We start from the raw sequence: 20705 nt of genomic DNA, 5'->3' as shown, positions 1-20705 counted from the left end.
ACATCAAAACTTCCGCTCAACGCAATTAGGAATTGACGTAACTCAATATGCGCATGACCGCCGCGAATGCTATCGCTAGGCACATCGTACAAATAATAAACACGCTTTATATCGTAAGGAAGTAATTCTTTTTCGATCACCGATAGATTTCCTCTACCATCGGAGGCTACGATCTTCGGAATATCGATTAATTGGATACTATCTAATAAGGAAGTTTTATTCATTTCGTAAGAGTGTTGCCCATTGGGATGCAATTTCATCAATTTTTAAATGTTCTATGCTACCTACTGCATTATTTTTTACGCGCGCATACAGCGCGTTATCTTCAATCATACGATCTAGTGCTTTTGAAAGTCGTGAACTATCATGATTTTCTAGTAGAAGTCCGTTGTGTTCGTGTGTAATAATCTCATCTGGACCACTCTTGCAATTTACTGAAACCACCGGTGTCCCTACCGAAAGCGCCTCGATCAACACTCTTGGAAATCCTTCGTACCGACTCGTAAGCACTAAAAATAGTGCATTTTTCACGTAGTTTCCAACTACTGGCGTGAATGCGACAAGTTTAACGCTGTCCTGCAATTGCATTTCCTCTATTTTTTTCTGAAGCCATTCTTTATCCGGGCCATCACCTAAGATAAACAAAGCGATAGATCGGGTTGGAAGCGTCGATTGTTTATAGCCTTCCAGTAACAAGGAAAAGTTCTTCACTTTTTCTACCAAGCGACCCATAAACAGAATATACGGCTGTTTCGCTTCGGAAGGCGTCTCGGTACCTTGTAACGCTTCGGCCGGATTATAAATTGTGGTCGCCTTCTTGGTATGGTATCTTGAATTGATCTCTGAAGCTATTGCTTTTGAAACACCAACAATATGCGACGCTTTCTCGATCATTTTTTTGGCTACCCAATCCTGCTTCGGAAAGTATTCGTCTAACTTAAAACTTCGCGCCACATAGATCACTTTAACTCCTTTGAACACATAGGTTAGGTAATACAACTCTTTTAAATAATTGCGCCTATTGCGATTATCGATCACATAATCGAATTGCTGTGAGCGCAAGTACCGCCTTAATTTTTTGAAGCGTTGCAATCTGCCAACAACCGAATTGTCTTCCGTTTTGAATATTCCCAAGTTAAAAAGGGTTCCCGAATACGCATAATCGATCGCATCGGTTAGGGTGACGATGTGCACCTCAAATCCTTGTGCATCCAACATTTTGGAAAGCAATGCCGTAGAGCGTTCGGCGCCCCCTTTTGCCAACGAAATGGTGAGAATACAAATCTTCAAATGCTTGCTTTGGCTCAAGAGGTTTTAGTTTTAGGGGACTACACAAATATAAAAAGATCCTGATACTCACGAACGAAGCTGTGCTTTATTTACAAGCGCATGGTTCATTTAAATATTTAGACCAAGCCAAGATTGACCGTTATTTTTATAAATGAGGTGTGTTTTGAAATCTTAAATATGCGTACTTTGCATAAAGGATGATCACTTACCCTATAAATCGGCACTTGTCATGAAAATCTTACTTGTTGGAGAATATAATTCCTCACATAAGACCTTAAAAAAAGGGCTTGTGACCTTAGGCCATGAAGTGACCGTAGTAAGTATGGGCGACGGATTTAAAAAAAGAAGTGGAGACGTTAATTTTAGGCTGCCGTTTGGTTCCGGATTTCCCAATTTTATGAAGCGTGTGATCTACAAAGTGTTCAAGGTAGACCTTGTTTCACAATCGGTACGAAGACAATTCTATAAAAAGAAAGAAGTGTTCCAAAACAATGACATTGTTCAGCTAATTAGTGAGAATCCATTCTACTGCGTACCCAAGATCGAGGAGGAACTGTTGGACTTTATCTTTAGGCATAATACGAATGTGTTTTTGCTTTCCTGCGGAACAGACCATATAAGTGTTTCCTATTCTTACGCCCGCAAAGCGAGATATTCAATATTAACACCATACTTTCAGAATAAAGGAAATAAAAAGGATTACGCGGCGATCACCAAATATTTAAGTCCGGGCTATACTAAGTTACACAACTTCATTTATAAAAACTTGAGCGGAATAATCGCATCAGACCTCGACTATCACATTCCGTTGCAAGGAAATAAAAAGTACCTTGGCATGGTCCCCAACCCTATCGACCTTAAGGAAATTGATTATATATCGCTTCCGAATACCGATACCATTGTCATTTTTCACGGTATCAATACTGAAAATTATTTTAAAAAAGGAAACTATCTGTTTGAAGAAGCCTTAGCGCTTATTGAGAAGCAATACCAAGCTCGTGTAAAGATCATTACAGTGCGTAGCGTGCCTTATGACGAATATATTAAGGCGTACGACCAAGCACATATTTTGCTCGATCAAGTATTTGCGTACGATCAAGGATTTAATGCATTGGAAGGCATGGCAAAAGGAAAGGTTGTTTTTACCGGTGCCGAACAAGAATGGTTAGACTATTACGGTCTTGAAGCCGACACTGTGGCCATTAACGCATTGCCCGAAGCTGAAAAGATCGCCGAAAAATTAGCGATGCTTATAGAACAACCCGAAAAGATTCAACTCATCTCAAAGAATGCACGCCAATTTATCGAAGAACATCACGATCACCTTTCGGTGGCCAAACAGTATTTCGAAAAATGGACTAGCGTTATTTAATCTATTTTTGGAAAGCGCAACTCGATGCTTACTCGAGTTACATCACTACGGTTCACTGCTGCACCGTGAATAAGAAATGGCGTAAACAAAATCGCTTGACCGGGTGACGGGTTAGGGCGGATCATGTGTAGATCACCATCGGCAGTTTTTAAGATACAAGGCACAAAATAGGTGTTCCCGTTGATCTTCGCTCCTTGGCTTTCGGTACGTAAGATCTCTTTTTCCGGAAATAAATGACTCCCGGGAACCACCGGCAACGACGTTTTGTCGTTACAACCTGCAATTGGCGCCCATACGTTTATGATGTCTTTCCAATAGCTTAAGTAGCCATCGCGATGCGGTGGATTAATATCAAGCGTACTCGGTCTACTTATTCGAATTTGTATGTGTGTTTTTTGTAATTCCTCTATCCAACTGGTCAATCGATATCCCAACACCTTCCCAAATCGTTCGGCCAACGAATCGATATCGAAATCTAGATCAGCATTGGTCAAATTTCTGGTTTGGTTAATGACACTTAAGTGCGCTTCATTGGTGGTAACTACTTTATGATAGGATTCTAATTCAAAAGTATCGGGCTCGAAATCGATCGCATTCGAGCTCATGGCCTTCATTATGTTTTGCCGAACCGATTCTTTAAAACGTTTAAATTCTTCCGAAGTAAACGCATCAACTACCTTATATCCATCCTGAGTCCATGGCACTTTCGAGATAATATTATTTTCGGCTTCGTACAAGGCTTCCCCGGCACCCCAGAAAAAATCACCTTCTACCTTAAAGCGAAACGGTTCATTATCTATAAAAAGCTTACATTCTTTAGTGTTCATAATCGGACTAACATTTTTAAAAGATCCTTTTTTGCTTAGGTTTCTATATCTTCTTTCTTTCGTTGTTTTCTGAAATAGCGATACACCAAAAAGAAGACTACCAAGAAATAAATTATATAACGTACAAAGTGTGCCATCACCACGCCTTCAACCCCATACTGATCTGTAAAATAATAGGCAAAGCTGTAAAACAAGGCAAGTGACATCACCTCAGTAAAGATAAAATTTCGTACCATTTTCTTTGCCAAGAATTGATGTGCAAGTACGAGCGATGCCAACCGAATAAAATCCCCCATGAGTTGCCATTTGAACAATTGCGACATCTCGGTAAACCCGGGATAGATGATCTCGATCACTAGATCCCGAAACAGATACACCACGATCATTCCTATTCCAAATATGGGTAATAAGGTCTTATAAATAGACAGCAATTCTTTGTTAAAATCCGAGCGATCATGAATACTGGCGAATTTGGGGATCACATACAATGTAAAGATCGCGCCCGAAAATACCATGTAATTCTTCGAAATAAAGGTCATCGCCGTCCAAATTCCGGCATCCTCCTCCGAAAGCTGATCGGCCAACATCGATCGAATATCGATCTCTACGTAATTCAATAGAATAGAAGAAACGAACGACATAAGTGAAAACGCCAACAAACTTTTGGCCAAGGGTGTGGCAAAACTTAATTTTTTAAATTGTACATATTCGCGCAACACTCGTACAAACAGAAAGAGCATCACACTTACTTGTACTACCGGCGTTAATGCGATGGCTACCAATGCACCATCAAGATCGTATTGCAACAAGAACACAACCGTTAGCGTAACACTAAGAATATAGCTGAGCAATTCTATCTTGGCAAACTGCTTGTATTGTGAGAGTCCGTTCACCACACCGTTAAACACACGCTGTACACTTATAAAGGGCACGATAACTGCTAACAATCGAATGAGGTAGGTATAGGTTTCTGCTCCAAATAGGTATTCGCTAATAAAAGGAGCGAACAGGAACAGGGCCGTTCCCGATACGACCGTTCCTACTACTGTAAATACAAAAGTAGTAGAGAACAACTTCTGTAATTGCTCCTTGTCCTCTTTATATTCGGCAACATATTTAACGATCCCGTTAAACACACCTAAAGAAGTAAAGGAAGTAAGCAACTGGGTTAAACTTCGCAATTGCCCAATTTTATAAATACCTGCCTCTCCCACGATCTCGGCGAGCAATCGTTGTACAAAAAGAGAGATCACTAAACGAACGCTTATCACTACTGCATTAAGGGAAGTGATCTTAAGCAACAGATTGGTTCGTATAAATCGGGGTAGTTTCAATTAGTAGTCGTTTAAAGTTGAAATAACCTCACTCACTTCTTCATCGCTTAATACCGGACTCATAGGTATACTCACTACCTGCGCATGAATTTGTTCAGCCACCGGGAATTGTAAATGATTAAATTCTGAAAGTGCCTGCTGTTGATGGGGCGCTATAGGGTAATGAATTAAAGAACCAATTTCGTGTTTATTGAGATAGTGCATAAAGTCTTCCCGGTCTTGCACGCGCACCACAAATAAATGAAACACATGTGCCAGATCGCCATGATACGTTGGCAATGTGATCTTTTTATTGCTTACTTCGGAAAGATACCGCTTAGCGATAGTACGTCGTCTTTCATTATCAGCATCCAAACTCGGTAACTTACACCGTAAGAGCGCTGCCTGAAGTTCATCCAGTCGCGAGTTGTAACCCAACAGTTCATTCACGTATTTTGAAGAGGCTCCGTAATTTCTGAGTTTACGCACCACAGTTGCAAGCGCCTTGTTGTTCGTGGTTACCATTCCACCGTCACCTAAGGCACCTAGATTCTTTGTCGGATAAAAACTAAACCCGGCGGCATCCCCTAGGTTTCCGGCACGTTTTCCACTCGTATCTTCCGCTCCATGTGCTTGTGCAGCATCTTCGATCACCACTAAATTATGCCTCTTGGCCAATGCTGTCAAAGCGCTCATCGAAGCCAACTGACCGTATAAATGAACCGGCATTATAGCCATACATTGCTGAGTGATCGCTTGTTCCAATGCCTCAAGATCAAAATTATAGGTAGTGGCATCGGCCTCTACCAACACCGGGGTCATCCCTGCTTGTTTGATTGCGAGTATGGTAGCGATATACGTGTTTGAAGCTACCAGCACCGCATCGCCTTCAGATAAGTTTCCTAGTTCTTTATAGCCTTCTAGTATCAAACGCAACGCTTCCAATCCGTTGGCAACACCAACTGCATGATTTACGCCACAATACGCAGCGAACTCAGCTTCAAACGCTTCGAGTTCCTTTCCGAGGATATAATGACCCGAATCTAAGAACGATTTGAACACCCGCTTGAAATCGCTTTCAAATCGAGCATTAACGGCATGAAGGTCTAAAAATGATATCATTTAAGTTGCAAGCTAAGTTTATTGTAAGATGCTGTTTCTATTAAATAGTTGTCTGCAGTAAAAGCACGCGCACCACAACTCTCTTTCCAAAAGATCAAACCGGTATTCAAAACCTTGCCGTCTTCTTCACTCGAGATATTAAAATCGAAGTAACGTTTGTCCTCTTTAAAGTGATTTATAATAAAGTCGTAAGCCAGGTCTAAACTTCCGAAGCTATTCTTATCTACATTCCCAGAAACGTATTGTGGGTGAATGGTCGTATGGGTTAAAAAAACAGTGGTCCCGGCCACCAATGTATCACCTTTATATACATTTACTTGCTGTATTTGCTTCGGAAATCGCTTCGCGAGCATTTTGATCTCATCCAAACTATGTACCGGATCAATACCGTGCTTCTTATTGAGGTTTGGGATCAAGATCTCATTCCAAAATCCTTCAAAGTTAGAATCTACCCTAACCGTTAATCCATTGCGTTTTGCTTTGTTGATCCCCTCTCTTCTATTCTTTTGAAAGCGCAACTGGTGATCGTAATCGATCACCATTAGCACATCTCGTTTAATGAGCTGGGCTTCCGCTTTGTACAAAAAGTACACTAATTCGTCTGCCGGAAGTTTATTATAAAAGGTTGGGATCACCTTGATCTCAAGGCTAGTAATTTTGTTTTCAGAGAGAAACTGAAGCATCGTCTTAAACGCTTCCAATGCATATAACAGTTTGGCCTTTTCTTGTAGTACAAAACTTCCATAGGTAAGCCCTTGGTGCGAATAAAGTGCATCATTACGAATATTGGCCGGTAGTACGGCATACAAGGCGTCATCCTTATACACCATCACCGAATGATCCTCGAACCGATCGCTATGATAGTCCATAAAATCGCGCTGAAATAAAAAGGTAGCGTTCTTGGCCGTAGCCACAAAGGCATCCCATTCGTCTTTGTGATTGGCGGTATAGCGAATTGCCTTATAAGTGGCTTCCGATTTGTTAGGTGTTCGTTTCAAACAGTTGTACGCGTTGGTTGGTATTCGTAGCGTAAAACTACTATTTTTAAATCATATTGCATACGGCTACCAATGCAAAAGGCCGAAACAATGTTTCGGCCTTTCCTATTTTTATAATTACGGTAACTTAAACGATCTTGTTGCGTTTACGGTCCACTTCTTTTAAGTAGATTTTACGCAGTCGTAAGTGATTTGGAGTTACCTCAACATACTCATCTTTTTGTATGTATTCTAATGCTTCTTCCAACGAGAATTTGATCGCAGGAACGATCTTGGCCTTATCGTCGGCACCCGACGAACGTACGTTAGACAATTTTTTGGTCTTGGTAATGTTTACGGTCATATCATCTTGACGCGAATTCTCACCAATAACCTGTCCTTCGTAAATATCCTCATTAGGATGTACAAAGAACCTACCTCTATCCTGTAATTTATCAATTGAGTAAGGAATGGCCGATCCATTTTCCATAGATACCAAACTTCCGTTCAATCGCTCAGGGATACCACCTTTTAACGGTTGGTATTCTAAGAATCGGTGTGTCATGATCGCTTCACCTGCCGTAGCGGTCAATAATTGATTACGCAACCCAATAATACCTCGCGACGGAATGTTAAATCGACAGATCATTCGTTCTCCTTTCCCTTCCATACTCAACATTTCTCCTTTTCGAAGGGTCACCATATCGATGGCACGTCCACTAACGTTCTCAGGCAAATCGATGGTAAGCTCCTCTACCGGCTCACATTTTACACCATCGATCTCTTTGATGATCACTTGTGGCTGACCGATTTGCAACTCGTAACCTTCGCGACGCATGGTCTCGATCAAAACCGAAAGGTGTAATACCCCACGACCAAACACCATAAATTTATCGGCGCTGTCTGTTGGTTCTACTCGAAGCGCTAAGTTCTTTTCCAATTCGCGTTCTAAACGTTCTTTGATGTGTCTTGAGGTTACGAACTTCCCATCTTTTCCGAAGAAAGGAGAATCGTTGATCGTAAACAACATACTCATCGTAGGTTCGTCTATTGCAATGGTCTTTAGAGCCTCCGGATTCTCGAGATCGGCAACCGTATCACCAATTTCAAATCCTTCTAAACCAACCAAGGCAACGATGTCTCCTGCTTGGGCTTCGGTAACTTTAAGTCGCCCTAACCCTTCAAAAGTGTGTAATTCTTTAATACGAGATTTCATGATGGTACCATCACGCTTTACCAAGGACACTTGCATGTTCTCTTTTAGTGTACCACGCTGTAGTCTTCCAATGGCGATTCGTCCGGTGAACGAAGAATAGTCCAACGAAGTGATTAAGAGCTGCGTACTGCCTTCTTCGATCTTAGGCGATGGAATGTGCTCCAATACCATGTCTAACAAAGGTTCGATAGAATCGGTTTCATTCTGCCAGTCATCGCTCATCCAATTGTTCTTTGCCGAACCATATACGGCCGGAAAGTCTAACTGCCATTCTTCGGCACCCAATTCGAACATAAGGTCGAAAACAGCCTCGTGTACCTCATCGGGAGTACAATTCTCCTTGTCTACTTTATTTACCACCACACAAGGTTTCAACCCTAGGTCGATGGCTTTTTGCAGTACAAAACGCGTTTGTGGCATGGGCCCTTCAAAGGCATCTACCAAAAGTAATACGCCGTCTGCCATGTTCAATACCCGCTCTACTTCTCCACCAAAATCGGCGTGACCGGGCGTATCTATAATATTGATCTTCGTATCCTTGTACACCACCGAAACATTCTTAGAGGTAATGGTAATGCCGCGCTCACGCTCTAGGTCATTGTTGTCGAGAATAAGCTCTCCGGTATTTTCGTTCTCACGAAATAAACTACAATGATGCATGATCTTATCTACCAAGGTCGTTTTACCGTGGTCAACGTGTGCGATAATTGCTATGTTTTTAATAGTCATAGTTGTGCTCTATTTTAAGGCGGCGCAAAAGTAGTGTTTATTAATCAATTACCACCATATACAGCTATTATAATTTTTTGGGCGTTCCCCACCTGCGGCGGGTCGCGCTATCGCCTATATCTCTTCCGGGCTTGAAACCGCGCCAGCAAGAGAATGCCGCTACTACCTGCCTGCCGGCAGGCAGGTCGCTAACGCAACTCGCTCGTAAATTTCATGAATGACGGTAGGCTGTTTTTTTGCTGTCAAAAGCGTATCTTTGCCCTAAATTCATACTATGAAACTAGAACGCATTCCGAAGTTAAAACACACCAACAGCAACAACTTCTTCCTATTAGCAGGTCCTTGTGCCATCGAAGGTGAAGATATGGCATTGCGAATTGCCGAGAAAGTGGTGGAGATCACACAAAAACTTCAAATCCCCTATGTGTTCAAAGGTAGTTTTAGAAAAGCCAATCGCAGTCGCATCGACAGTTTCACCGGAATTGGAGATAAAAAGGCGCTGCAAATCCTTCGCAAGGTTTCAGAGACCTTCGATGTACCTACCGTGACCGATATACACGAAAGTAGCGACGCTGCCATGGCAGCCGAATATGTAGACGTGCTTCAAATTCCGGCATTCTTAGTACGCCAAACCGAATTGGTGGTCGCCGCCGCCGAAACAGGAAAGGTGGTCAACTTAAAAAAAGGACAATTTATGAGTCCGGAGAGCATGCAACACGCCGTCACCAAAGTAACCGATTGTAACAACGAGCAAGTTATGGTTACCGATCGAGGCACCATGTTTGGCTATCAAGATATGATCGTTGATTTTAGAGGTATTCCAACCATGCAACAATATGCACCAACGGTCTTAGATGTGACCCATAGTTTGCAACAACCCAACCAAAGCGTAGGGGTCACCGGCGGACGACCGGATATGATCTCGACCATTGCCCGTGCAGGGATCGCTGTGGGCGTAGATGGTTTGTTTATAGAAACACATTTCGATCCTGCCAACGCCAAAAGTGACGGTGCTAATATGCTAGACCTGTCGAAACTGGAAAAACTGTTAACCGATCTGGTCGCGATTCGACAAACCATCGTTACGCTGTAAATCCGGGTTTACGAGTTCTAAACGCTTCCTCTATACATGCTATAACGTGGTTGGCATTTATTTCATCTGGATGATAATAGCGTAGCGATTTCACAAATTTCCGATTTTCAGAAACAAGTATATCTAAGTGCACTTTCCATGGCTCGCGAACCCAAAAACAAAGATCGAAATAACCTTTGGTTACATTAAAATAGCAGATAGGGGCTTTACCAACAAAGTACATAGGAAGACTCCATTTGAATTGCAACGTCGATTGAGGAAGTGTATGCTCCACCAATACTTGCGATTGAAGCAACATTGACCTAAATGGTTCCGGTTGATCTACTATATATTTTTCAGCTGGCTTCATAGTTGCAAAATACAAAATCATTGTACATAAAAGCCCTGCTAAGTCTACCTAGCAGGGCTCCTATTCTCTATAGTTGGCTAAAACAAATAAATTCTTTCTAAAATAAGAAGGGTCACCCGACTACGAGCAACCCCCTTACATAATCGCTTTATTAACTCCCTAAATAATAAAGGCACTGTAAAGATGCGATAAACCGCAACTGCAATCAAGAGGTAAACCCCTGAAATTAGCATAGGGTTTTTCCTCTTTTTCATTTCTGTCAAGTACTTTAAATAAAAAAAGGGCCATCGTAACGATGACCCTTTTATACTTGATGCTTTAATTAACTCCCCAATTAATCTACAAGCACTTAGTAGTATGATGTAAAGATCAAAAAAGTAAGCTATGAAGTCAACAGGGTTTTTCCCCTTTTTAAAAGAGGGTTTTTCCTGTTTTTAGATAAAATTAACAAGACAAGGTTTTGTATATTGCTAAGAATAATATTACTTTGTTTTTCAAAGTACTTTAAAATGAGTGAAAAAGATTATCTAAAAGACATTAGTGAGATCAAAGAGCTTATGAATCGATCGTCTCGATTTATCTCTTTAAGCGGACTCTCAGGAATATTTGCAGGCAGCTATGCGATCATTGGCGCCTTGATCGCCTATTTCTTCCTATTGCCCAAGGGCGAATATGTAGTTCTCCATAGCTGGAACTTTAAAATGTTGATCGCGCTTTTAGTTGGAGTGGCTGTACTAAGCGTAGTTACCGCATGGCTACTTACTACACGAAAGGCAAAAAAGCACCGTGTAAAAATTTGGGACATTACTACCCAACGATTACTGCTTAATTTTTTAATTCCGCTAGTTACCGGAGGTATTTATATCTTAATAAAATTAAATAGCCAACACTATGGACTCACCGCTTCATTGATGTTAATATTCTACGGACTAGCACTCGTAAACGCTTCAAAATACACCATAGGAAATGTAAAGTATCTGGGATATATTGAAATAGTTACGGGACTTATAAATGCGGCACTCCCTGGTTACGGATTCTGGTTTTGGATCTTCGGGTTTGGCGTAATGCACATTATCTATGGAAGCTTGATGTACCTTCAGGAGAAAAAAATATAGTGGGAATAATAGATAACATTAATAAACTCTTTGATCACCGAATACGACTCGGGATCATGTCGATACTCGTGGTCAATGATTCGGCCGACTTTAATCGCTTAAAGGAATTACTGGAGGTCACCGACGGTAATTTAGCAAGCCACATTAAAGCCTTGGAACAGGCCGGATATGTGCTCGTTGAAAAACAATTCATTGGTCGCAAGCCTAATACCAGTTACAGTGCCACAAAAGTGGGTAAGGCCGAATTTACAAAACACATACAAGCACTGGAAAAACTCATAAAAAAATAAGGAAACTACTACCCTATCACTATAGACCTATTTTTTTTATCTTATACTTTGAAATACAAAGTACTTTTAAATAATTAATTAACTAGATAATACTACAACTTATGGAACAAAAAAGAAGCAAATTCGGAAACTGGCTGCGAAACTCGATCACCGCGCGCATGTTAATCGTTGGATTACTATTAATCGTACTACTTATTCCTTTAGAGTTTGTAAAAAGCCTTATTAACGAACGGTCCCTACGACAAACCGAGGTGGTACGTGAGATCAACAGTAAATGGGGAAATGAAGTAGTACTGTCGGGCCCCATTCTTAAAGTGCCATACGAGCATACTTCCGAAGAGCGAATCTTCGACGAACAAGCAAAAGCCTATCGCACCGAGACCAATACCAGCATAAAGTATGCATATCTGTTCCCCGACACACTCGACATAGCTTCCAATGTGGCTTCAAAACCCTTGAATCGAAGCATCTACGAATCGGTCGTGTATACTGCTGATATTTCAGTACAGGGAACCTTTCCGAAGATAGCACTTTCAGAAGAAGACATTACACCTGACGCCATTCTATGGGATAAGATCACTGTTCTTGTTAGATCCTCTAATTTAAAGGGCATACGAAGCGCCCCTGCGGTACAATTGCACTCACAATCGCTATCACTAACCCCTAAATACGATCGTGAATATCTAAACACCTTAGAAAGTGAGCCCATCCAAAACCTCTCGATGGAAACCACGACCGACTTGGTTTTTTCATTTGACCTCACCATCAACGGGAGTGAAAGTCTAAAATTCATCCCTATTGGTAAAGAAACTACTGCTTCTATGACCTCCAATTGGCACTCCCCCAGTTTTGACGGCAACTACCTTCCCATAGATGACACCAAAGAAATTACGGCAGATGGATTCAAGGCCTCTTGGCAAGTGTTGCAAATAAACAGGCAGTTTGAGCAAGTCTTTTACGAGAAGTTACCGACTTTGATCGAGTTCGCCTTTGGCACCAATCTCATCATTCCTGTTGATGAATACCAAAAAAGTGAACGAAGCGCTAAATACGGATTTATGGTCATTGGACTCACACTACTCGTCTTTTTACTTATACAATTGGTAAGCAAGATCTACATACATCCCTTTCAGTACGTGATGATAGGATTGGCATTGGTCATGTTCTATACACTACTCATTTCGATTTCAGAACACAGTTCGTTTTTAAAAGCCTACATCATTGCAGGTGGTTCGGTGCTGTTGCTAATAACGGTGTATTCGCGTGCTATTTTAAAAGGGTTTAAATTTCCGCTGCTGGTCTGTGCCTCACTGGCATCGTTATATGGCTTTATTTACGTGATCATACAATTGGAAAACTATGCCTTATTAGTGGGTAGTATTGGATTGTTTGTAATCTTGGCCATCATCATGTTCGCCTCTCGTAGGATCGATTGGGGGAAGGACTAATTTTAATGCCAGATGGAGGTGTGATGTAAAGAATTCGTATTACACCATACCTCCGTTTTTTAATTTCGAAGTATTTAAACCCAGTATGAAACTATCTTATTTTATTGGTTTTCTTATCACTGTAGCAATTGAAATAGCCATTGCAACATATACTTTTCATCCGTTCATACGATCGTTTGTGGGCGATGTATTGGTCATCCCATTGCTCTTTTTCTTCTTAAAGAGTTTTCTTTCTTTTTCTTCGGAACGCATTGCGATTGCCGTGCTACTTTTTGCTTTTGGTATAGAGTTCTTGCAGTTTATCAAAATCCTCGAACTGCTCGATATTCGGAATCCATTAGCTAAGATTGTCATTGGAACCACCTTCGACTGGATGGATCTATTGGCCTATAGTATTGGCTACTTCACCCTGCCCGCTTTTATTAAAAAATATAAAAATGTTGTTAAATGAACACTTTAGAACACCTTTTGTTTTCTCGATTTAAACTCCACGGAAGTCTCGCCCTATTCTTAGGAGTGGCCTTATTGCTTTTAATGATTCGAATTAAAATCACACATTCTTTCTTCTATCTGTTCCTTGTCTGGAATTTATTTTTAGCTGTTATTCCATATGGAATATCCTTGTGGTTGCAAAGTTTGAAGAAACCTTCAAAATGGTTTGTGATACTAATTGCATTATCCTGGCTCGCGATACTACCCAACGCTCCCTACATCATTACCGATTTTGTTCATCTGCGTTTCGCTACGGCTAGCTTGATTTGGTTGGATATATTGCTCTTATTTGTCTTTGCGAGCAATGGGTTATTGTTCTATTTCTTAACACTACAAGACATGCAGCGATTGCTAAAGCATCATTTTGCTACTCAGTGGATCAGCGTCATTAGTGGTTTTATTCCCTTTCTCTGCGGATTTGGAATTTATTTAGGGCGTGTTTTACGTTGGAATAGTTGGGACCTACTTCACCATCCCAAGAGCTTACTAACAGACATACTGTCTATAACACTCAATCCTGTTGAGCATTTAACGGCTTGGGGCCTCACACTTGGATTCGGAATTTTTCTATTTTCTGGCATGCTTTTATTTTCACAATTGGGGAAACTCAAAAAAGTGAATACCGAAATGCGTCCAACACTTGATAATTGATAAAATTCTTCTATTTTGCCAAAAAAATCAATTCCCCTTTATGAAGATCCCAATTAGTTGTGTTATAACATTCGTATGCTTCGGAATGATAACGCTACACGCACAAACTAGAAAAGTTGCTAAATTTGGTGAACCTACCTTAAAAGAGCGTGGTCTAAAAAAATACGACAAAGACCCCAATGCTGCCGGGGTCGTATTGTTTGAAAGTGGACATTACTATATAGAAGAGATCGACAACTATCTTAGATTGGTCAAGGAAATACACAGACGTATTAAAGTATTTGATGCAAAACGATTCACAGAATCTGAAGTGTTTATTCCGTATTATCACGACAATACCTCTTCAGAAAAGATAACCAAACTCCAAGCGATCACGCATAATGGCAAATTAAAAAAGTATGTCACCGATGATGCCATCTTCGATACCGATGAAACCAACCGATGGAAGGTCAAACGGTTTACATTCCCAAATGTTCAAGATGGTAGTATTCTTGAATACACCTATCGTATAGAATCTCCCTATTTCTCAAGTCTAAATGGATGGGAATTCCAAGGGGAATTGCCAAAAATCTATAGTGAGTTCGAAAGTAAGATCCCGGGTAATTTTAGCTATAAACGGGTACTGATCGGTTCTGAAAAACTCGATATCAATGAAGCATCAATTGAAAAGAACTGCTTTCACCTAGACGGATACCAACAAAGTGCCGATTGTGAAATTGGCTTATACGCTATGACCGATGTTCCTGCATTTGTAGAAGAATCGTATATGCTGTCTAAAAAGAATTATATGTCGAGTTTGCGTTACGAGCTTGTGGAGACCGTAGACCTTGAAGGCAGCAAGACACGTTACACCAAGGAGTGGAAAGACGTTGATCGTGAATTTAAAAATGACAAGGACATTGGGCGACAATTAAAGAAAAACAATTTCTTTGAAGACAAGCTCCCTCAAGGTATTACAGAAATGCCAAATAGTGTGGAGAAAGCCAAGGCTATTTATTCGTTTATTCAAGACCATTATACCTGGAATGGAAACTATCGTATCTTTTCAGACATACGCGTAAAAGATGCATTCGAGAAGGGCACCGCCAACAATACAGAGATCAATGTTTCCTTAGTAAATGCACTTACAGCAGCCGGATTCGATGCGCACTTGGTCTTTATTTCTACTCGCGAAAATGGACTCCCTACTCCCAATTATCCGGTGATGACCGATTTTAACCATACCATTGTTCAGCTTAAAATCAACAATGTAGATTACATGCTAGATGCGACTAGTAAACATGCGCCTTTTGGAATTGTTCCTTTTATGGACCTCAATGTAAAAGGACGTGTGATGGATTTTAAAAAAGGAAGTTATTGGACCAACATAGAACCGTTCAAAAAGAACATTTACTATGTAAATTCGCAACTAACCGCTCAGCCGGATGGTAGTTTTACCGGAAAAGTGAATGAAATGTCGCAAGGATATATCGCCTTAGAGAATAGGGAAGAATTAGCGGCAAACACTGTGGGCGGATTGGCAGCGTATAAACAAAACGAATCTAAGGTTTCGGAAATTGAAAATATCGTTGTTAAAAATCAAAATGAATTAGATGAACCATTTACCATCTCCTACGATATTGAACTTGATCCAGAGACTGTAGGCACTAAACATCTACTAAACCCTTATTTTTTTGACACCTATTTTTCAGAGAATCCATTTCAATACGAAACGAGAAATTATCCTATAGACTTCGGATTTCCTATAGCAACCACCTACGTGGTGACTATCGATCTGGCCAATGTGTACGCTGTAGGGCAATTACCCGAGAATAAAATGGTAAAATTACCCGAAGATGCAGGCGATTGTAAAGTGGTTTATGCTTCGGAAAACGGTAAAATCATGATCCGTTTTACCATGAATTTAAACGCCTACCGATTTCAAGCGGAGGGCTATCCCATGTTAAAATCCTTTTTTGAGACGATGATCAAGTTTCAGAATCTAGAGCCAATATTGCTCACAGAAATTTAATCTATCCCCTCCACATAGTCTTGCAGATAACGAAAGCGTTTGGTAAGCGTACCCTCGGCTGTTGTCATCTGCGCACGTGCTAAGAGTCCATCGGCGTCTCCATTAAAAAAGGCCGGAATCACGTGTTCTAAGAACATATCGCCAAAGCCTTCACTGGCATCTTTTGGCAATTCGCAAGGTAGGTTGTCCACCGCCATAACAGTGATTACTTGTTTTGCATCAAAGGCGGTTTCTTTTTCGGTCTGTGGGTCGTAGCCATAAAACGGGTTGGCTATGGTCGAGGGACGTACTGTACTCGCCACCGGTCCGTCGATATCACAGGAGATATCTGCCACTAAATTGATCTTAAAGTCCGGGTGCTTCGCATCTTCTCTGGTAAACAAATACGGTGCTCCCTCGCCATAAAAATGTCCTGCGATAAAGAAATCGGTTGTTGCCGCGTATTTCATAAAGTCGCTCTCGTAACCGGATGGATCTTTATAGAATTCATATTTATCACCCGGTTTACCGTCGGTGCGTTTGTTGTATTCCATTACATCGATACGGCAGTAGACCGGTTCGTCGAATGATTGGGTCAAGTAATCTGCGTCTGTTACTTCTCTAATTTGCAAGTGATCTAATATCTCTTTGGCTCCTTGAGCTACTTTACCCGTACCCGACAAGGCTATTTTTAATTGCTTCGGAAGGGTAATGGCATCCAATTCGGCTTTAACGGCTCGAAGATCTGGCAGGACTTCTACCTTTGGAAGGGTAAACAAATCGTCACGCAATCCCAAAGCACGAAAACCATTGTAGGCGCCAACGAGTCCGGCATAGCGACCAAACCCAATAAGACGTCCTCCTTTGTTAGTAACGATGACCTCATGGTCGTACAGTTCGATCTTTTTTTCCAGTATGGCCTGTAGTAGTTCCCGATTGTACGGTTGTTTTTTGATGGTATGGCTAAAGAAAAAGTATTTTTTCTTCGGAATTAATGCATCGATTGGCACTTCTTTTACGCCTAGCATTACATCGGCTTCGGAAACATCTTCGGTTACTTTAAATCCTGCCTCACTATAGGCTGAATCGGGAAATATACGAATGGAAGATGCTTCTACGATGATGTTGGCATCGGGAAATTGGCGACTGACTTCCTGACACTTTTGGGGTGAAAAAACGACACGGCGGTCGGGTGGATTTTTACGTTCTTTGATGATTGCAAAGGTGATCGCCATTTGGAATGCTTTTTGTAGATTAATTAAGGTCGCAAAGATAGTGTTTTTAGTGTATCTTTGCCCTTGCTTGTAAAAAGCGAGTTGCGTTAGGGACCTGCCTACCGGCAGGCAGGTAGCAGCGGCATCCTCTTTGAGGCTTCTGTGAGAAGCGGAAAAGAGATACAGCGAATAGCCCGGCCACCGCCTAAGCGGTGGAAACGCCCAACAGTTCTTTGAAAAAAAATATTTCATGATAAAAAATCATGAACCCTGCCTTCGCAGGGAAATGGGGCCGACTGGTTTTGACAGCGGGTCTAATTGTATTATAAGCATGTCGAGCGCCGGAATACAGCTCGTAAATCTCATATTTCACACTTTTTTAAACGGCGAGAATAACTACGCCCTAGCAGCATAATCTGAATTATAGTAGGATATGCCTCGGCCCGTAAGACGGGCATGCAGGAAGTCACTCGAAGGCCTTGGTTTACGGCAATCGGTTTAGTGGCTTCGTAAAAGTAGACCTATTGGGTACAGTGCGCTGATGTACCTAAGAAACTTAAGTAGCGATAAGGGGTGCGTTGGTAGTTTTCGACCGGCAAGCCCACGAAAATCGAAATGAAAACTAAACATGTAGAAAGTAATATGGTTGCGCGTTTGGACGGGAGTTCGAATCTCCCCGGCTCCACGATTATGCACAAGCCCTGCAACGAAAGTTGCGGGGTTTTGTGTTTTATGACCTGCATGAAACTTGTTTCAGAAAAGGGAATGAAACACAAGACCGCATCGCTGCGGCGATGTGGGGTTTGTATTTACAGGACCAGAACCAATGGAGATCATGCAAGTAACCTCCCCGGCCTGCCTGCCGGCAGGCAGGCTCCACGATTATGCACAAACCCTGCAACGAAAGTTGCGGGGTTTTGTGTTTTATGACCTGCATGAAACTTGTTTCAGGAAAGGGAATGAAACACAAGACCGCATCGCTGCGGCGATGTAGGGTTTGTATTTACAGGACCGGAACCAATGGAGATCATGCAAGTAACCTCCCCGGCCTGCCTACCGGCAGGCAGGCCTACCATACGGCAGGCAGGCCTACCATACGGCAGACAGGCTCTGCAACACCGATGAAGTTACCATTCTGCAGAACGAACAACGTGTCATTTTGAGTGAAAGGAAAATCTGTACTATGGATTTAAATAGATTCTTCACTGCGTTCTGAATGACATGACATTGAAGTTCACGGCGTTCTCATTGACAATATTTTTAAAGTTATCTAAGATAGACAGGCTTCATTTTCATGTAATTAGTTGGTGACCTTAACACGGATCATCTCTTTTGCGCAGCCATCTGAACTTGTATCGGAATAACGATCGCCTTCTATGGATATAGTTACATTCTTCCAGCTAACGCCTCCCGAGGTAGTGCGCCATTTCACTTGGCCAGTATAAATTCCCGGGCGTAGCTGTACTACCTTATACCCTATTTCATCTTGTTCAAATCCATATTGTTTTAATCCGCCCAACTTTGTGTACCGCCCTGTAATCGTATCACGGTCCAGCCGACCAAAGCGAACCACGCGCCCATCGCAACCTTCCCAGTCTCCAATAATGTCCTTTGAGATAGATGATGATGGTCCGGTCGGCGACTTACAAGCGATGATTAGCAGTACGAAACAGCTAAGAAGTGAAAGCAGTTTTACGACACGTATTAAATTAATCTTTTCTAGCATATTTTTCTTTCATGAATTCAAAATACATATAGCCAAATCGGTCGTACCAGTCTTCAACCCCAAATTTGGCTTCACAAACATTGAGTTCCATCATTGCATCGGCAAGACCTTGTAACATTTCGGCATACTTGTTATCGTAAGCCTGTTGTAGTTCCACTACCGATCTTTCAATTTTAACGCGTTCGGCCTGCCATGCCATACCCGAGACACCATGAACACCGGAAACGTTATCCCCAAAAGCGATGGCGGCATCCGAGAATTTCTTGGTGCATTTATAAATAGTGGCCAATCGCTCGAACTGATACCGCATGTCATTGAATTTTTTACGGGCTTCCAAGAAACAACTGGCACAGTCACCATCTTGTTCTTCTATAGGTTCACCGCGTTCATCTAAGACGATCTCTGCGCAAATAGACGGAATAGTAGGACTGCCCTGTGGTGGTCTTGCGTCTATACAATTACTAAGTCCGGAATACTGATTATAGAGACTTTTAGCTTGATCCCACAAGCTTCTAATCTTCGCAATGTTCGCATTGATATCCTTAAAGCTTTTATCGACTGCTGCTCGTTCTTTTTCCAAGATCTCCAGCTTTCTCAATAAATGCTCATGATCACTTTCCACTCCAAGTTTGTACTGTTCAAACTCTTCCATGGTAAGGTAGGTGCCACCGCCACTTTGTGCAAAACCACTCAATGGTGATAGTATCAGAAGGAGCAATACGGTAGTGGAATTTCTGCCTTTTTTTCCCATTAATTTGCCGGCTAATACGCCAATAACCAACAAAGCAACACCCAAAGCGATATAGAGAAACAAGTTGGAGTCTCCGTCGTCGCTAGCTCCATCACTATCTCTCGCATCGGTATCACCGTCGCCGGCTATTTCGTTATCTTTTATTTTTCTGAATGGCGAATCTAAGTAGGCTTTCGTTACCGGACTAGCCACTACCGCTATACTGTACAGCGAATTAGTAGGATCATCCGATTCAATCTTTATTCCGAAACTTCCTTCGGCACGTAACTTAAAATTAGCCGTATCATCTGAAGATGATGAAGTACGTTTTTCGTTATTGGTATCGTTCCATTGATCCTGATTTAGACTTACACGTAACGGACTCCCATCGATACTGGTTACCAGCACATCTACAAACTGGAACATAGAATGCCCGGTAACATAATGATACATAACAGAATCGGTAACCCGATTCACGAACACAATTCCTTTTTCGCCTTCATGCCCTTTGCGGGTATCCTCTTTTAAGTTTAACTCAATGGGCTTAATCGATTTGTCTAAGGTGTAGGGTTGTGCTAAAACTGGGGATATGGCTACAAACAAAACGGTGCTCAGAAGCCAGAATGTAAGTGATCTCATAGTGTTGGTTGTTAGGTTTACTGATTATAGAGTTGTGGTACTTTAGAACTTATAAATGAACTTAATTATTTAAAACTATTAACCATTCTTTTGAACTGATAGCTCATTCATTAAAAATGCAA

Annotated in this window: 19 protein-coding genes and 1 other RNA gene; 9 read left to right on the top strand and 11 right to left on the bottom strand. The window is 41.5% G+C overall.

Translation table 11 applies throughout. The annotated features are described in order from the left end of the window. The coding region (locus DWA30_RS12095) for a WxcM-like domain-containing protein (RefSeq protein ID WP_210725406.1) at window positions 1–224 on the bottom strand (224 nt) is incomplete at its 3' end. After that, window positions 217–1290, bottom strand: coding sequence for a glycosyltransferase (locus DWA30_RS12090; RefSeq protein ID WP_136073199.1), 1074 nt, complete (start codon window positions 1288–1290; stop codon window positions 217–219). The genes DWA30_RS12095 and DWA30_RS12090, both read right to left, overlap by 8 nt. A 229-nt stretch (window positions 1291–1519) precedes the next feature. Between DWA30_RS12090 and DWA30_RS12085 the strand changes: the two genes are divergently transcribed. Next, entirely contained in the window at window positions 1520–2662 is a 1143-nt protein-coding gene (locus DWA30_RS12085) for a glycosyltransferase (RefSeq protein ID WP_114492798.1), read from the top strand. On the opposite strand, the gene DWA30_RS12080 is transcribed toward DWA30_RS12085, so the two are convergent. From DWA30_RS12080 to typA, 5 genes are all read right to left on the bottom strand, one after another. Further along, the gene (locus DWA30_RS12080) at window positions 2659–3489 is read right to left on the bottom strand and encodes a phytanoyl-CoA dioxygenase family protein (protein ID WP_114492797.1); all 831 of its coding nucleotides are present in this window, start codon (window positions 3487–3489) and stop codon (window positions 2659–2661) included. The two genes, DWA30_RS12085 and DWA30_RS12080, sit on opposite strands and share 4 nt — an antisense overlap. Before the next feature lie 35 nt (window positions 3490–3524). Further along, window positions 3525–4823, bottom strand: coding sequence for an O-antigen translocase (locus DWA30_RS12075; RefSeq protein ID WP_114492796.1), 1299 nt, complete (start codon window positions 4821–4823; stop codon window positions 3525–3527). Further along, complete coding sequence (locus DWA30_RS12070) at window positions 4824–5924, bottom strand: DegT/DnrJ/EryC1/StrS family aminotransferase (RefSeq protein ID WP_114492795.1); 1101 nt, start codon at window positions 5922–5924, stop codon at window positions 4824–4826. It lies immediately after the preceding gene. Then, window positions 5921–6922 carry a GNAT family N-acetyltransferase gene (locus tag DWA30_RS12065; RefSeq protein WP_245933911.1) on the bottom strand — a complete coding sequence of 334 codons (1002 nt, stop codon included), beginning with the start codon at window positions 6920–6922 and terminating at the stop codon, window positions 5921–5923. Before DWA30_RS12065 ends, DWA30_RS12070 begins: the two co-directional genes overlap by 4 nt. 127 nt (window positions 6923–7049) lie before the next feature. Next, window positions 7050–8846 (bottom strand): translational GTPase TypA, encoded by a 1797-nt coding sequence (gene typA, locus DWA30_RS12060; RefSeq protein WP_114492794.1) that lies wholly within the window; start codon window positions 8844–8846, stop codon window positions 7050–7052. Window positions 8847–9120: 274 nt separating this feature from the next. Here typA and kdsA point away from each other — a divergent pair, with 274 nt between their 5' ends. Continuing rightward, on the top strand, window positions 9121–9939 hold the full coding sequence (gene kdsA, locus DWA30_RS12055; RefSeq protein WP_114492793.1) for a 3-deoxy-8-phosphooctulonate synthase: 819 nt from the start codon (window positions 9121–9123) through the stop codon (window positions 9937–9939). Here the strand turns inward: kdsA and DWA30_RS12050 are convergent. After that, entirely contained in the window at window positions 9929–10288 is a 360-nt protein-coding gene (locus tag DWA30_RS12050) for a DUF1801 domain-containing protein (protein WP_114492792.1), read from the bottom strand. The genes kdsA and DWA30_RS12050 overlap by 11 nt on opposite strands. 509 nt (window positions 10289–10797) lie before the next feature. Here DWA30_RS12050 and DWA30_RS12045 point away from each other — a divergent pair. From DWA30_RS12045 to DWA30_RS12020, 6 genes are all read left to right on the top strand, one after another. After that, entirely contained in the window at window positions 10798–11403 is a 606-nt protein-coding gene (locus tag DWA30_RS12045) for a hypothetical protein (RefSeq protein WP_114492791.1), read from the top strand. Beyond that, window positions 11403–11693: a winged helix-turn-helix domain-containing protein gene (locus tag DWA30_RS12040; RefSeq protein ID WP_114492790.1), complete on the top strand. Its 291-nt coding sequence runs from the start codon at window positions 11403–11405 to the stop codon at window positions 11691–11693. The genes DWA30_RS12045 and DWA30_RS12040 overlap by 1 nt, the downstream gene beginning before the upstream one ends. 101 nt (window positions 11694–11794) lie before the next feature. After that, window positions 11795–13141, top strand: coding sequence for a cell envelope integrity protein CreD (gene creD / locus DWA30_RS12035; protein ID WP_114492789.1), 1347 nt, complete (start codon window positions 11795–11797; stop codon window positions 13139–13141). 85 nt (window positions 13142–13226) lie between these two features. Beyond that, window positions 13227–13592 (top strand): ribosomal maturation YjgA family protein, encoded by a 366-nt coding sequence (locus tag DWA30_RS12030; RefSeq protein ID WP_114492788.1) that lies wholly within the window; start codon window positions 13227–13229, stop codon window positions 13590–13592. Further along, the gene (locus DWA30_RS12025) at window positions 13589–14284 is read left to right on the top strand and encodes a DUF1361 domain-containing protein (RefSeq protein WP_114492787.1); all 696 of its coding nucleotides are present in this window, start codon (window positions 13589–13591) and stop codon (window positions 14282–14284) included. The genes DWA30_RS12030 and DWA30_RS12025 overlap by 4 nt, the downstream gene beginning before the upstream one ends. Window positions 14285–14324: 40 nt before the next feature. Continuing rightward, a complete protein-coding gene (locus tag DWA30_RS12020) occupies window positions 14325–16295 on the top strand; it encodes a DUF3858 domain-containing protein (RefSeq protein WP_114492786.1) in 1971 nt (656 codons plus the stop codon). Here DWA30_RS12020 and DWA30_RS12015 read toward each other — a convergent pair. Next, window positions 16292–17503, bottom strand: a complete 1212-nt coding sequence (locus DWA30_RS12015; RefSeq protein ID WP_114492802.1) for an NAD(P)-dependent oxidoreductase — start codon at window positions 17501–17503, stop codon at window positions 16292–16294. The two genes, DWA30_RS12020 and DWA30_RS12015, sit on opposite strands and share 4 nt — an antisense overlap. A 273-nt stretch (window positions 17504–17776) precedes the next feature. Here DWA30_RS12015 and ssrA point away from each other — a divergent pair. After that, window positions 17777–18176, top strand: a transfer-messenger RNA (tmRNA) gene (ssrA, locus tag DWA30_RS12010). Between the two features lie 612 nt (window positions 18177–18788). Here ssrA and DWA30_RS12005 read toward each other — a convergent pair. Further along, a complete protein-coding gene (locus DWA30_RS12005; RefSeq protein ID WP_114492785.1) occupies window positions 18789–19214 on the bottom strand; it encodes a hypothetical protein in 426 nt (141 codons plus the stop codon). Then, complete coding sequence (locus tag DWA30_RS12000) at window positions 19198–20583, bottom strand: hypothetical protein (protein WP_114492784.1); 1386 nt, start codon at window positions 20581–20583, stop codon at window positions 19198–19200. Before DWA30_RS12000 ends, DWA30_RS12005 begins: the two co-directional genes overlap by 17 nt. Window positions 20584–20705 lie beyond the last annotated feature (122 nt).

This window comes from Candidatus Ulvibacter alkanivorans, assembly GCF_003333325.1.
In the GTDB taxonomy this organism is placed as follows: domain Bacteria; phylum Bacteroidota; class Bacteroidia; order Flavobacteriales; family Flavobacteriaceae; genus Ulvibacter_A; species Ulvibacter_A alkanivorans.
The sequence above is the reverse complement of the archived record's forward strand: the minus strand, read 5'-3'. Positions and strand labels throughout refer to the sequence as shown.